Source organism: Acetobacter persici (assembly GCF_018256955.1).
Classification (GTDB): domain Bacteria; phylum Pseudomonadota; class Alphaproteobacteria; order Acetobacterales; family Acetobacteraceae; genus Acetobacter; species Acetobacter persici.
This window is the reverse complement of the sequence record NZ_JAERKU010000009.1, coordinates 14979-27969: the sequence shown is the minus strand read 5'-3', so window position 1 is coordinate 27969 and position 12991 is coordinate 14979. Positions and strand designations below refer to the sequence as shown.

The following is a 12991-nucleotide window of genomic DNA, read 5'->3' as shown; positions in this document are numbered from 1 at the left end:
GTGTTTTGGTGCTCCTGATCATAAACACGCGCAGACGGGTGCAAATTGATTATGCTCGTGATCATCTCAACAATGAGCATCTCATGAAGCCTCTAAAAGGCTTTAAAATCAGTCCTGCGGTCCGCGTTGCCCTATGGTGGAGAAGACGGCTTACGTGTGAGCATGGTGAGAATAATTTTAGAGAGGGCCCAACAGTTTGTTGTTGAAACATCAGAACAACATGATACGGCTGTGACAGGAAAAATTACAGCACAGTTCACTTTTTACAAGGCGCTGGATACATAAACACATGAAAACAATTCAAAAGCTTTCCAATCGTTCAAGATATTTTCTTTTCTCATGCAGCTCATGGGTATGCCTTACGCTCCCACTGCAGGCGGTTGCAGCAACTGGCTATGCAAGAGAACCGTCCATTGCCGGACAGACCGTTTTGTTCAACGCTGAACAATCCATCTGGAGCGCTCCACTTGCGGGGGGAAAGGCGCAACGCCTCACAAGTCCTCCGCATGCCCCACATGACATTGATCCGCACCCCATTCTCTCGCCGGATGGTACACAGATCGCATTTCTGGCTAATTTTGATGGCCCGTCAGAAATTTACACCATGCCGACCACAGGTGGCGTTCCGCGCAGAGTAACTTATAAAAATGGCCGGATCCGCCTGATCGGATGGGACAGGAATGCAGGAATCTTATTCTCATTTCCCGCTGTAACCGGACCCTACTATTTTTATAACGTCGCCTCGGTTCATCCAGAAAACGGTAAAAAAACACTTTATCCTCTGGCCAATGCCAATGATGCGGCATTGAGTGATGATGGCCGCTGGATCTATTTCACCCGTTTTGGGCTTGCCATGACGCGCGACAACATGCGTGCTTACCGGGGTGGTGGTATGTCCCAGCTCTGGCGGTTTGACCTCAAAGGCGGAAAAGAGGCCGAGCGTATCGGGTCTCATGAAGTTAATCTGAACCGCCCCATGCCTTGGCATGACCGCCTGATTGTGCTTTCAGATGAAAATGAACGGTATAATCTATGGAGCCTTGCTACAGACGGATCTGATGCAAAACAGCTGACCCATTTTACGGATTACAGCGTTCTGGAAGCCAGTATTTCCGGAGACCATATCATTTTCCGCAAAGGGGCTGATTTGTATCAGTATGACCTGACAACAAATCAAGTAAAGCCTGTCCCGCTGGATCTGGTCTCGGACAATACGCCGAGCACGCCCTACTGGCTGGCAAAGCCTGCCAAGTTTTTAACGGATACAGATCTCTCTGCCAAAGGGGACGCAGTGGTCTTCACCATGCGCGGGCATGCTGTTGTAGCGGCGCCCTCCCCCCGCAGGCAGGTTATTATCGCAACGCCGGATACGGTACGTTTGCGGCATGCCCGTCTGAGCCCTGACGGCAAATCAGTCATTGCCTTTAGTGATGTTAAGGGCGAATCAAGCATCTGGCGTTTCTCTGCGGACGGGAGCGGCGCAGGAGAACAGCTTAATGAAGCTGTTGCTGCGGAACCTGTTGATCTTTCCGTCTCCCCTGATGGCAAAAAGGTTGCTCATACCGATCTGGCTGGCCGTTTGTGGCTTCTGGATATCCCGACCAAAAAAGACCGCATTATTGACACCGCCACAACGGATGGCACCAGCAGTTTTGATAGTTTATCCTGGTCTGCGGACGGAAAAACCCTCGCTTTTGTGCGCACGCGCGGCTCAAACCTCCGTCGCCAGATTGCTTTTTTTGATACAAGCTCCAGCCGTCTGGAATGGGTGACTGACGGCCGTTATGAGTCCTTCACACCTGTTTTCTCACCCGATGGAAAATGGTTGTGGTTTTTATCAGACCGTAATTTTTCACTGGGAAACAACTCCCCATGGGGTGACAGAAACCTTGGACCGGCCTTCCCGCACAGAACCGGAATTTATGCGCTTGCTCTGCAAAAAAAGACTCATTTTCCGTTCCAGCCTGCAACAGAGCTTGATGATCCGGAAGATCACAAGGACGACGATAAAAAGAAGGATGATAAAAGCAAATCTGAACCGAAAAAGCCTCTGCCTGCTGTAGAATGGGACGGTCTGGCAACACGCCTTTACAAGGTCCCTGTTGCGGCGGCTGATTATCGGGGGCTCGGCGCAACAGAGGAGTTCCTCTACACCCTTGAAACGTCTGAAGAAACAGGCCCCCTCAAATCCATTCATATTGACAACAATGAACATAAAACAGAGATTTTCGCTCCTAAAGCCAGTGATTTTCAAGTAACCGCTGACGGGAAGAAAATTCTTGTTATCACCAGTGATCCTAAAAAAGATGCGCCTGATCTGTTTATTGCTCCCACAACAGCCAAAAAACCTGATGATCTGACCGGGAAAACAATCGACATTTCAGAAACCCGGCTAAGAATTGACCCTGTGCAGGAATGGAACGAAGAATTTCTTGATGCATGGCGCATTCATCGCGACCATTACTATGACCACGCCTTGCAGGGTGTAGACTGGCCCGGAATTCGCAAACATTTTGAACCTCTGCTGGCGCGTGCGGGTGATCGTTCGGACCTTGACGATGTGCTTGCCCAGATGGTGGCGGAAATCGGGGCAATGCATTCCCAGATCATTCCTGCAAAAAGCACTGAAAAACCCGCGACCTCGCTTGTTGCAAGTCTGGGCGCTCACTTGGTCCGGGAGAAAAATGGCTTTCGCATAGACCATATTTATCAGGGTGACAAAGACCTACCTGACCAGCAGTCTCCTCTGGCAGCACCCGGTGTGGATGCGCAAAATGGCGATATTATTTCTGCTGTTAACGGACAATCGACCGTCAATGCCCCTGATCTCTCTGTCCTGCTGGCGGATCAGGCAAATAAGCAGGTCCTCCTGACACTGTCCCGCAATGGCAAAGAACACAAAGTTATTGTTAAAGCTGTCAGCGCCAGCGATGAGCGAGATCTGCGCACACGCGACTGGGAAATTAACCGCGCTGAAGCCGTGGAAAAAGCCAGTAAAGGTGCTATTGGCTATCTGCACTTAGGCGGTATGACGGGTGAAGACATGGAATCCTTTACCCGCGAATTTTACGCCAACATCGATAAGAAGGGCCTTGTTATTGATGTCAGAGGCAATAACGGCGGGAATATTGATAGCTGGGTTCTGACACAACTTATGCGGCGGCCGTGGATGTTCTGGGCACGCTATGGCAACGCGCCTTCTGTAAACTTCCAGCAGGCCTTTCAGGGTCCTATTGCTGTCGTGACGGATGAACGCACCTATTCAGACGGCGAGGCCTTTGCTCAGGGCATTGAAGCATTGCACATCGCTCCCGTTATCGGGGAACGCACAGCAGGCGCAGGGGTGTGGCTTTCTGATGGAACACGTCTGATGGACATGGGCAGTGCACGGACCGCTGAAAATCCGTATTTCGACATGCAAGGACGCTGGCTTGTTGAAAACAAAGGGGTGAAACCGGATATCGAGGTAGAAAACATGCCAGTTGCAACCTTCAACGGGCAAGACCAGCAGCTTGATGCAGCACTTGACTATTTACAGAAGCAAATGGCCACGCACCCTCTCCCTGCCCTCAAACCTGAGCCCTTTGAACATCCTGTTCCAACAGGACAGTAACGCAACGACGTATCGTCAGTTGACCGATGATTAGACGTGTCACGGTTTAGTTTCAGTCCCTTAAACCGACGAGGTTCATGAAGGAGGCGTGAAAGGAGGCGCATGGATCTACCATCTGGTTGGTGTCAGTGACCTTAGTTTAAGGGCTGCCACCACGTCCAGCCTATGCCCGCGGAAGAAAAGAGTATCCTGATGGTGCCTATCCGCCCCCCTCAAGCGCAGTTACGTCGTCCCGCAGAATAGAGGAACTCTGGGCACCCTATTTCCCTGTCGGGCATCGTCACGTCGGACGTACGACGTCCGAGAATGATATTCCTGTTGTCAGGAAAGGACTCTTCAGAGTGGCGACCAGCAGCGCTCACAGTCATGCTATTACACCTGCCTGCTGGGACAAAATTTCTCAGCAACGGAGGATCAGACCAGTTTCCGGTTCATCCCCGTATTTGCGGGGAACACGAGAAACTGACTCCTGCCTTACAGACTAATCTGGCCATGTTGCCAGAAGCACTGAGGGAAGCATTGTTTCAATAAAAGTGCTGACTGGGTCGGGTGTATCCAACAAGACAGCAGGTCGCCCTTCTATTACCATATGTGCCAGTCCGTGTGCGGTTGCCATCGCACTGGCCATATGTGGACGGAAAACCCGCCTGTGCAGATCTGGTGGCTCTTGCCCGAAATAAGCCGCTGCTGCCTTTGCATATCGTGTTAGCGCATCAAAGGAAGCCTGAATGAAATCCGGATCTTTGAAGTCAATAAGATCTACACGGCAGATCAGGCGGAATAGCCCGGGATTATGCGCAGCAAACGTCACGTAGCCCAAAGCCTGCGTTCTGATATCCTGAGCAGCAATACCGGAAAATGGTAAAGCATTCAGTTTTGTTTCAAGACGCTTAAAAACTCGAATGGCGACAGCCGTCAGAAGGCCTTTTGTGCCGTTGAAATGATGTGAGGGGGCTCCTGGGGATACTCCCGCCGCTTTGGCAGCTTTCCTGAGGGTAAAACCTTCAACACCTTCCTCGCGGATGATGCCCTCTGAGGCTTCAATCAGCGCTGTTTTCAGATCCCCGTGATGGTACTTCTCCCGCTCTTGATCCACCATGTCTTCTCCTTCTTCACGATATGAACAGTGTTTAGATTGATGCAATCCCTAATCTATGCAATGTTCAGATAGAAAAAGCCACCTCTATGGGAATGACGGTATATGACACAGCGCGCATTAATTGTCGGTCTTGGTATTGGCGGCATGTCGGCTGCCATAGCATTAAAGCGTCAGGGCTGGATGCCTGTGATTATCGAAAGAGCCGCAGAACGGCGAAAAGGCGGTTATTTCATAGGTTTGCGTGAGGAAGGCAAAAACGCTGCCGCCGCTCTGGGGGTGCTGGATATCATGGAAAAGAGAACTCCAGACCACATTCAGTTCTGGGATGTACGCAAGGATGGCACCCGCAGGCGTATTGCCGACCTGACGCAGGAGACAAATGCGCCGATTGCCGTATTGCGAGGCGATATTGAAGAGGCGCTTTGGCAGGGGATTGAGGGGAAAGTGGAAGTCCGGTTTGGCACTATCCCTGTGGCAATCATCAATGGCGCAACACAGGCTCATGTCATACTGCAAAACGACGATGGTCAGGAAACGACGGAAATTTATGACCTTGTGATTGGCGCTGACGGAGTACGTTCGACCGTTCGCAAACTGGTCTTTGGGCCGGATCAAGCATTCTTCCACTCAATTGGCACCATGCTATGCGCCTTTCCATTGGCGCGTCCTGTCGCGGGCTTCAAGGCAGGCGATGGCCTTATGATCGCAGACGTAAAGCGTACCCTGACCGTGTTCCCATTGGAAGGACGTCCTTCAACAGCACTTTTTTCTTACCGCACGAAACATCCGGAGAGAGCGTCAAAAAAGGATCCATTTCCTACACTGCGCAATATCTTTGCCGATCTGGATGTAAACGGGATTGTCTCCAAAGCGCTCGAAGACCTTTCAGCAACAGACGATTTTCTGTTTGATTCTGTGCAGATGGTGAAAATGCCTCACTGGTCGAAAGGTCGCGTCCTTCTCCTGGGAGATTCTGCCTGGTGCCTGACGTTGTATTCCGGGATGGGAGCTTCAGCTGGCATGATTGGTGGGCAGGCCCTTGGGGAAGCGCTTGCTGCTTGTCCGAACAATATGGATGCTGCTCTTCAAATGTTCGAGGCCCAAATGCGTCCATTCGTCTGTAAGCATCAGAGGTTCATCGCACTTCGCTCTCAGTTGTTTGTCCCTTCGAGCCGCATTTCCCTGTGGGGGCGCCGCGTCCTGTGGCAGATCCTGCTGCGATCCAGAAATTACCTTCTCCAGAAAATTACATGAAGAAAGGGGAGTATATCTGACACAGATATCCCTTCACAATTGTAGTATTAAAAACCTGTCATACCAGAGGATTGCAGAGATACGGCTCCGGATTACACCGGCTCTACCGGTCCCCTTTTCATTTCTATTTTGAATAACAGTTTGAGCTAGCATTTCTGCTCTGGGAGAGTGTGATGGATTTTATGGATTTGCCAGGGAAGGATTAAGTGCCACGCAAAAACCCCGCCTGAGGGAGGCGGGCTGGCTGTAGTGATTGCAATTTAGTAGGATTTTGGTTGCGGGGGCAGGATTGCTTCTCAAATTGCGACAATCGCAAGGTGAGAATAAAGCGGGTTTAGATAATTGTTTTGAAAAGATTTTTTCTGCGCTCGCTTGATCTTTCCCCAATCATAGCACCTCCTATCTCCAAGGAGTAGGGCAACTCCCATTCAACGCCATGACCGTTGTCGCGAACTGATCCCAACGGTTCAGATCGGTTCGTATCCACCATCCTCTCGTTCGTACGTCCGCTTTAGACGATCACCAAAGACGCTTGACGGCGAAGCTGTCAAACAAGGCCTCGTTGGAGATCAGCGTCATATCTTCGGCCTGCGCCTGGGCAATCAGGAAACGGTCAAACGGGTCTTTATGAGCGATGTTCATCTCGCCCGCAATGCGGGCATGAGTAACGCTGATTGGCAGTTCAACAAACCCCTGCCCAGCAACAATAGCCTCAAAATCCTGTGCCAGCAGGGCCGCCCCCGGCAGTTTACCGATGCGGAACTTGGTTGCGACCTCCATGGCCGACGCTGCGCTCACGGCTATGACATTATCTTCATTGGCTATGGCTTCCTGAGCGCGATGACTCAAATGCTCGTCGCCCGCCAGCCACCAGATCAACGCATGTGTATCAAGCAACAGCCTCAAGCGAGATTCCACCCGTCCAGTTCGTCGTCGGGCAGGGTCTCATTGAAGGTCTTATCCGGCGTGATCCTGCCTTTGAGCGCCCCAAACACGCGACGCCCCTGCGGTTCCACCGGCACAAGGCGCACGACGGGTACAGAACCACGCGCAATCACCACATCACCACCCGCAAGCGCTTCGGCAATCAGGCGAGACAGGTTGGTTTTGGCATCGTGAACCGAAAACTGGGCCATGAGATATCTCCTTAGCTAACTATATAGCTAAGACACCTTCCGTCGGCAAGAGTCGTCTTCCATTCTGACCACGTTATTACGCGCCTTCGTCCGTTGGAGACCCGTAATCCAGGCGAATACAATTAAGATAAAGCTACCATCCGAATGCTCCGAATCTCCCTCTATCCAATTCACCAATTCCCTCCCATAAGTCCTGCGCCGGACAATTATGGCTCCGTATCCGTTGTACTGGCTAAAATATTTCGGAAGGGAGTCAAACGCTCCGCTAGATAGAGACGGTGCATCCGCCGCAATTCGTCAGGCGCGCCTGACGTCGTGGGCGCGTCCTTCGCAATCATACCTCGCAACACTTTCATGGTGTTCAGAACCACCGCCGCGATGTCTTTCGCCAGCGCCTCATCCAGTCCTGGCGCACAGACACGCAACGCTGCCGCAATTCCGGCTATGGCATGTCCTCGTGCACGATCACGGATCTCCATCTTGTCAGTCCGTGCCTCCATCAGCGCGGACAGGGATTTCACGCGAGGATGAAGCGTGACAAGCAGCTCTATGAGAACGTCCGCCAGAGCGTCCGGGGACAGCGTGGCGGCACGTTTGGCGAGCGCCGCGTATTCGTCTTCCAGAACGGCAATATGCCGTTGCACCAAAGCGTCTGCCACCGCCTCCTTGTTCGGAAAGAAGCGATAGAGCGAGCCGATCTTCGCCCCGGCGCGCGCGGCGATCTCCGCCATGGTTGTCGCCTCATACCCTCGTTCCGCCATGAGGTCGGACGCGGCCTCCAGTAACTCCTCGACGCGCTGACGCCCAGCCGCGCGCATCGGCTGAAGAGACGTCCGTTTACCCCTTGACGAATTTGAGTCCATCCTCAAATAATGCTCCTACTTGAGTATCTACTCAACTTACTAACGTTTCCGCGTGTTCCGGACAATGGTTCGAGATGGCGGTTCTAACGCCGACAGGGATGTTGCTCCATGATTTCGCTTCAAGCCACCAGGACGGCCCTCGTCCTGATCGATCTCCAGAAGGGCATCACGGGGCTTCCCCTGGCTCCGACATCGGGTGCGGCGATTGTGGAGCGCTCGAAAGCACTCGCAGCCCGCTTCCGGGCCGCCGGGGCTCCGGTCATTCTGGTTAATGTAGCGTTTGCGCCAGATTTCGCCGATGCCGTGCATGCGGTTGTCGATCGCTCCTTTTCACCGCCTGGCGGCTTCGCACCAGACTGGGCAGAACTGGTCGAGGGGCTTGCCGAACCGACCGATCTGCACATCACGAAACGGCAATGGGGTGCCTTCTACGGCACGGATCTCGATCTTCAGTTACGGCGACGTGGTATCGCGACCATCGTGCTCGGCGGGATCGCCACCAATCTGGGTGTGGAATCTACCGCCAGAGCGGCGCATGAGCATGGATACAACGTCGTGCTCGTCGAGGATGTCATGTCCACATTCACCGAAGACATGCAGCGCTTTGCCTGCGAGGAGATTTTTCCCCGTCTTGGCCGTGTGACGACGAGCGAGGCGATCGCGCTGGATGCGTAAACGCATGACTCATGGCTGCGCGTCTCGCAGTTCCCAGCGAGATCATTCATGAACGCCAGAACGACGTCGCCAGGCTCAGACCCGGATCAACTGCCTCCAGGAATCTGGAAAATCGTGAGCGTCGCGGCGGTCGGATCTTTCATGGCGCAACTGGACGCCACGATCGTCAATGTGTCGCTCCCTGATCTCGTCGCGACCCTGCACGCGCCTTTTTCACACATTCAGTGGGTGGTCAGCGGCTATCTGCTGGCGCTCGCCCTGACGTTGCCGCTGAATGGATGGCTCGTAAGCCGCCTCGGGGGGCGAGCGGTCTATTTATGGTGCTTCGGTGCTTTCACGCTGACATCAGGCCTGTGCGCGCTGGCGTGGTCTGCGCCGTCCCTGATCGTATTCCGTCTGCTGCAAGGTATGGCGGGCGGTCTGCTTGCCCCTATGGCGCAGATGACGGTTGCTCGTGTCGCGGGCCGTCAGATGCCGAGGGTCGCGAGCGCAATGACGGCACCTGTTCTGCTCGCGCCGCTTCTTGGACCTGTCGTCGCCGGTGCCATTCTCTCCGTCGCGTCCTGGCGCTGGATCTTTCTTCTCAATGTGCCGGTCGGGCTTGCGGCTTTTGCCCTTGCCGTTCTATTTCTCCCTGACGATCGGCATGACGAACGCCCCCGTCCACTTGACCTGACAGGGCTCGGATTTCTCGCGCCCGCTCTCGTCTCGTTTCTCTACGGCATGGATCATGTCGCCCGGCCTTATGGACAGGCGACCTTGGGTGCGTCCATCGTGCTGTTCGTCCTGTATGTCCGATCCGCGCGACGCAAGGGCGATGACGCGCTGATCGACCTGCGCCTGCTGCGTGCGCCTGCCTTTTCGGTGTCGGCGATCATCATGTTTCTGACGAACGGGGTGTCGTTCGCTGGTCAGATGCTTCTACCCCTATGGCTGATCCACGCCTGCGGTGTCTCGTCCGAGCGGACGGGCCTGTTCATGGCACCCTTGGGTCTAGGGATGATGTGCGTCTATCCGCTCATTGGTCGTTTGAGTGACCGGTTTGACGCGCGCGATCTGACCGGTTGCGGTGCTCTTTTGTCCTTAGTCGGAACAGTGGTCTTGATGGTGCTCGCCTATAGCGGCCTAAACGTTGCCCTGCTGACCATAGCATTGTTATTGCGTGGCGGCGGCGGGGGTGCCGTCGGCATTCCGGCGATGAGCGCGGGATACGCTTCGATCGCCCGCGAGGATATCCCGATGGCGACGACCGCGCTGAACATCATGCAAAGGATTGGCGGGCCGACATTGATTACAGCATGCGCCACATTCCTTGGGTGGCAGCTTGCGACGGTCGGCCCGTCCCATGCCGGGTCGGAAGCTTATGCCGAAACATTTGCATTGCTCGCGTTATTCCATGGCGCTCTGTTGCTCGCCACGCGTTTTATCAAGCCTTCGAAAAGAAACGCCGGTTCGGACCGAACTGAAACTATCGGACATTGATACTCACCTGAGTGAATAAAAGTCACTCAGGCAAGCTTGAGCGCGTCGGTAATCTGAAAGCAAGGACGCGACGGATTGCCGTCATGGCCATGGCGAGAAAGCTCCTGATTGCGTTTTGGCGCTATGTGGAGGCCGGACCGATGCCGGAGGGTCTCGCATTCGGCACGGGAACGACCGCGGGATAGATAGACAGAATTGCCGCGGGCCGATCAGTCGCTGGCTGCGATACGGGGAACGCGACCGTCTTCTTCTTTGGTTGCGCTGTGCTACCGCGTTTCAGCCATCCCGCGCGCCCGAACTGAACCCGGTTGATAATGTCTGGCAGTTCCTACGCGCCAACTGGCTGTTCGATACCGTCTTCGACGGTCTCCGGGCATATCATCTATGCTTCCAGACCAGCCTGGAACAATCTCACTGCCGTGCCGGGGACCATCCGATCCATCCGTCTCACAACGTGGGCTTACATAGGTGCGTCTCTATAATCTTTGGCATTAACGGCGTCCTACACAAAAGAATTCACCAGCGCCGCCACCAGCCTCTTCGCCAGATGTAGCCGCGCGGAGTCCAGAACCAGCGGCCTGGCTCCCAGACATAGCCTCGGCGTGGCAAAGGCACCATCTCGTAGGGTGGCACCGGTGGTGGGGGGCGAATGATCGTGACGGGAGGCGGTGCAATCACGACAGGCGGAGGTGGCGGCGTGACCACGACTGGTGGCGGAATGACAACTGGTGGTCCAGCGTAAATCCATGGCCTGGCCTCCGCCGGAGCGGCGCTCAGCATGGTCGCGGCGAAAGCCGCGGCCAGCAACTTCCATCTGACGCTATCAGTCATTGTCCTGGTCCACTCTGAACACGCGATGATGCTTTATAGCACGATGCTCGTGAAATGGGATTGGGTCCGTCTTACCCGCGATGACGCGCGGGCAATGAAGGCGCGATAGAGGACGCCAAAACCTGCCTTTCTGCATTTTTGATGCCTCTTGACACCATGCACGGAGTTCCCAGATTGAATTTGCCGACCGCCGAAGGGGTCGGCAGACAGAACTATCAGTTTTGATCTTGTGTCCATGTTGCTCAAAGGAGGATATGGCTATGAGAGCCACCGTTGATTTTGCTCCCCTGTTCCGTTCGAGCGTGGGTTTTGACAGAATGCTCAACGCTCTCGATCTTGCCAGCAGGATCCCGACGGTCGATAACTGGCCGCCTTACGATATTATCAAGACTGGTGAGGATGATTACCGGATCGACATGGCGGTTGCCGGACTTGCCGAGAACGACCTTACGATCACACAGGAGCGCAATACTCTTGTCGTGACAGGACGAAAGGTACCGGAGCCGCAAAGTGCCGCCGAATATCTCCATCGGGGTATTGCGGGCAGAGAATTCGAACGCCGCTTCGATCTGGCCGAGCATATGAAAGTCACCGATGCGCACTTCGAGAACGGACTTCTGTCCATTACCCTGAAACGTGAGATACCCGAAGCGATGAAGCCGCGTCGTATCGCGATTACGTCCTCTACAATACGTGCGGAGGAAGCCGTGCCCCAGATCGAGGCGCGGAAAGAGGCAGCCTGATGGCGTGACGAAACCTCTCCCCCGGCCATTCATCCGGCCGGGGGAGAGTCTCGAAAGGTCATGAGCATGAAGAGGATGAAAATATTTCTGTCGTGCGCTGCTCTGGGGTTGTCTCTCCTGAGTCAGTCGGGTGCACATGCTGGTGATCTTGCCCAGGCGGCTGCAACATCGTTCGATGCGAGGGCGACTGAGGGACCGTCCACAGTCCCCAAAACCGGGGCTCGCGCTCATTACGAAGACGGCACAGGTGATATGCTTGTCGACAGCTTGAACGCAAGCCAGTTGGATCAGAACTACAAGGGGCCTGTCTATTATCCCGGACAACCCATTCCGCCGTTCCGGCCCATCGACGCAGATCATCTGGCGCCTTCAGGGCCAGAGACGACGAAGAACACGCCCTCATCGCACGGGACGTAATGGGGCTTTGAGTAAAGGCGGCGTTATAGACCGCCTTTACCTCGATTCTTCAGGATGAAGACCGTTCAGGCTCACAGCGGGCCGCAGGATTATCTTCGAGAGGCGCCTGTTCCCTGGCGTCGCGCGCGACACGCGCATCCTGCTCGCGAACCAGCCAGTAGACGATGCCCAGAGCCAGAACAGCCGCCGAGAGAGCGAACAGTTCCATGGCAGTCACATCATGCAGATCCAGCAGGATGAATTTGCGGGCAATCGCCAGGAGGGCGATCAGGACGATGGTTCTCACCCGGATAACGTTCTCATGCTGGGCAAGAACGACCAGCAGGGAGTGTTTGAACTCAAGAGCGATGATAACAGTAAAGATCGCGCCGAAAATCGCCTGGAAGATCGTCTGGTTGATCGGATCGATCCCGACATCGACGACCAGATGCCATACCGCGCCGATCAGATGAATCGTCGCGATGGCGGTTACCAGCATGATGAGCGCAATCAGGGTCAGAATGATCGCCTGTTCAAAACGCTCGTAGAATGTCAGGCCCCTGAACAGCTTGATGAGGCGGGACCAGTCCCTGCTCTGCCAGGAACGTTTCATGGAGAGGTCTTCCATAGCCGTTTTCCCATCTATGAATTGCGTTATAGTTCCCACGTCCTGGGTCTGGTTTTTCTTTTAGCGATGGAGAATGTCCCCATGCAGGACACGTTACGGATCATGGGCGCTCACCGCCCGTTCGAACCGCCTCCGCTTCCTTCTCGGGAGAAGGAACAGCGCCCGCGTCCGGCGCCTGACGAAGAGGAGTCGCCAATTGATCCGGACAAGGAAGGACTGGTCGAACCGCTCGATCCCTCGGATGTGGATGCGGACCCCCATGCGGATTGAA

Annotated in this window: 12 protein-coding genes and 2 pseudogenes; 8 read left to right on the top strand and 6 right to left on the bottom strand. The window is 54.6% G+C overall.

Features of this window, described 5'->3' with window-relative positions:
• Positions 1 to 430: 430 nt before the first annotated feature.
• A complete protein-coding gene (locus tag JK199_RS10765; protein WP_244985083.1) occupies positions 431 to 3613 on the top strand; it encodes a S41 family peptidase in 3183 nt (1060 codons plus the stop codon).
• Between the two features lie 481 nt (positions 3614 to 4094).
• Here the strand turns inward: JK199_RS10765 and JK199_RS10760 are convergent, their stop codons facing one another.
• Positions 4095 to 4712: a TetR/AcrR family transcriptional regulator gene (locus tag JK199_RS10760; protein WP_212375785.1), complete on the bottom strand. Its 618-nt coding sequence runs from the start codon at positions 4710 to 4712 to the stop codon at positions 4095 to 4097.
• 102 nt (positions 4713 to 4814) lie between these two features.
• Here JK199_RS10760 and JK199_RS10755 point away from each other — a divergent pair, with 102 nt between their 5' ends.
• Positions 4815 to 5966 (top strand): FAD-dependent monooxygenase, encoded by a 1152-nt coding sequence (locus JK199_RS10755; protein WP_212375782.1) that lies wholly within the window; start codon positions 4815 to 4817, stop codon positions 5964 to 5966.
• Between the two features lie 519 nt (positions 5967 to 6485).
• Here the strand turns inward: JK199_RS10755 and JK199_RS10750 are convergent.
• The 3 genes from JK199_RS10750 to JK199_RS10740 all read right to left on the bottom strand — a co-directional run bounded on the left by JK199_RS10750 (position 6486) and on the right by JK199_RS10740 (position 7965).
• Positions 6486 to 6872 (bottom strand): type II toxin-antitoxin system VapC family toxin, encoded by a 387-nt coding sequence (locus JK199_RS10750; RefSeq protein WP_077931524.1) that lies wholly within the window; start codon positions 6870 to 6872, stop codon positions 6486 to 6488.
• Positions 6869 to 7102 carry a type II toxin-antitoxin system Phd/YefM family antitoxin gene (locus JK199_RS10745; protein ID WP_077931523.1) on the bottom strand — a complete coding sequence of 78 codons (234 nt, stop codon included), beginning with the start codon at positions 7100 to 7102 and terminating at the stop codon, positions 6869 to 6871. Before JK199_RS10745 ends, JK199_RS10750 begins: the two co-directional genes overlap by 4 nt.
• A 206-nt stretch (positions 7103 to 7308) precedes the next feature.
• A complete protein-coding gene (locus tag JK199_RS10740; RefSeq protein ID WP_077931522.1) occupies positions 7309 to 7965 on the bottom strand; it encodes a TetR/AcrR family transcriptional regulator in 657 nt (218 codons plus the stop codon).
• Positions 7966 to 8073: 108 nt separating this feature from the next.
• Here JK199_RS10740 and JK199_RS10735 point away from each other — a divergent pair, with 108 nt between their 5' ends.
• From JK199_RS10735 to JK199_RS10720, 4 genes and pseudogenes are all read left to right on the top strand, one after another.
• Positions 8074 to 8640 (top strand): hydrolase, encoded by a 567-nt coding sequence (locus tag JK199_RS10735; RefSeq protein WP_077931521.1) that lies wholly within the window; start codon positions 8074 to 8076, stop codon positions 8638 to 8640.
• A 48-nt stretch (positions 8641 to 8688) separates the two neighbouring features.
• Entirely contained in the window at positions 8689 to 10122 is a 1434-nt protein-coding gene (locus tag JK199_RS10730) for a DHA2 family efflux MFS transporter permease subunit (protein WP_077931520.1), read from the top strand.
• A gap of 38 nt (positions 10123 to 10160) precedes the next feature.
• Positions 10161 to 10307, top strand: a pseudogene (locus tag JK199_RS10725) (IS110 family transposase); the annotation flags it as partial.
• Positions 10308 to 10360: 53 nt separating this feature from the next.
• Positions 10361 to 10604 (top strand): annotated as a pseudogene (locus JK199_RS10720) (IS630 family transposase); the annotation flags it as partial.
• Positions 10605 to 10638: 34 nt separating this feature from the next.
• On the opposite strand, the gene JK199_RS10715 reads toward JK199_RS10720, so the two are convergent.
• The gene (locus JK199_RS10715) at positions 10639 to 10953 is read right to left on the bottom strand and encodes a YXWGXW repeat-containing protein (protein ID WP_208864096.1); all 315 of its coding nucleotides are present in this window, start codon (positions 10951 to 10953) and stop codon (positions 10639 to 10641) included.
• Positions 10954 to 11213: 260 nt separating this feature from the next.
• Between JK199_RS10715 and JK199_RS10710 the strand changes: the two genes are divergently transcribed.
• Positions 11214 to 11696 (top strand): Hsp20 family protein, encoded by a 483-nt coding sequence (locus JK199_RS10710; protein WP_077931861.1) that lies wholly within the window; start codon positions 11214 to 11216, stop codon positions 11694 to 11696.
• 466 nt (positions 11697 to 12162) lie between these two features.
• Here the strand turns inward: JK199_RS10710 and JK199_RS10705 are convergent, their stop codons facing one another.
• A complete protein-coding gene (locus JK199_RS10705; RefSeq protein ID WP_077931518.1) occupies positions 12163 to 12720 on the bottom strand; it encodes a phosphate-starvation-inducible PsiE family protein in 558 nt (185 codons plus the stop codon).
• 81 nt (positions 12721 to 12801) lie between these two features.
• On the opposite strand from JK199_RS10705, the gene JK199_RS10700 reads away from it, so the two are divergent.
• A complete protein-coding gene (locus tag JK199_RS10700; RefSeq protein ID WP_077931517.1) occupies positions 12802 to 12990 on the top strand; it encodes a hypothetical protein in 189 nt (62 codons plus the stop codon).
• The last annotated feature ends 1 nt before the right edge of the window (position 12991 follow it).

Bases quoted from the DNA above. Each gene is read 5' to 3' on its own strand.
- JK199_RS10760 (WP_212375785.1), bottom strand. From the start codon at position 4,712: ATGGTGGATCAAGAGCGGGAGAAGTACCATCACGGGGATCTGAAAACA.
- JK199_RS10755 (WP_212375782.1), top strand. From the start codon at position 4,815: ATGACACAGCGCGCATTAATTGTCGGTCTTGGTATTGGCGGCATGTCG.
- JK199_RS10745 (WP_077931523.1), bottom strand. From the start codon at position 7,102: ATGGCCCAGTTTTCGGTTCACGATGCCAAAACCAACCTGTCTCGCCTG.
- JK199_RS10740 (WP_077931522.1), bottom strand. From the start codon at position 7,965: ATGGACTCAAATTCGTCAAGGGGTAAACGGACGTCTCTTCAGCCGATG.
- JK199_RS10735 (WP_077931521.1), top strand. From the start codon at position 8,074: ATGATTTCGCTTCAAGCCACCAGGACGGCCCTCGTCCTGATCGATCTC.
- JK199_RS10730 (WP_077931520.1), top strand. From the start codon at position 8,689: ATGAACGCCAGAACGACGTCGCCAGGCTCAGACCCGGATCAACTGCCT.
- JK199_RS10715 (WP_208864096.1), bottom strand. From the start codon at position 10,953: ATGACTGATAGCGTCAGATGGAAGTTGCTGGCCGCGGCTTTCGCCGCG.
- JK199_RS10710 (WP_077931861.1), top strand. From the start codon at position 11,214: ATGAGAGCCACCGTTGATTTTGCTCCCCTGTTCCGTTCGAGCGTGGGT.
- JK199_RS10705 (WP_077931518.1), bottom strand. From the start codon at position 12,720: ATGGAAGACCTCTCCATGAAACGTTCCTGGCAGAGCAGGGACTGGTCC.
- JK199_RS10700 (WP_077931517.1), top strand. From the start codon at position 12,802: ATGCAGGACACGTTACGGATCATGGGCGCTCACCGCCCGTTCGAACCG.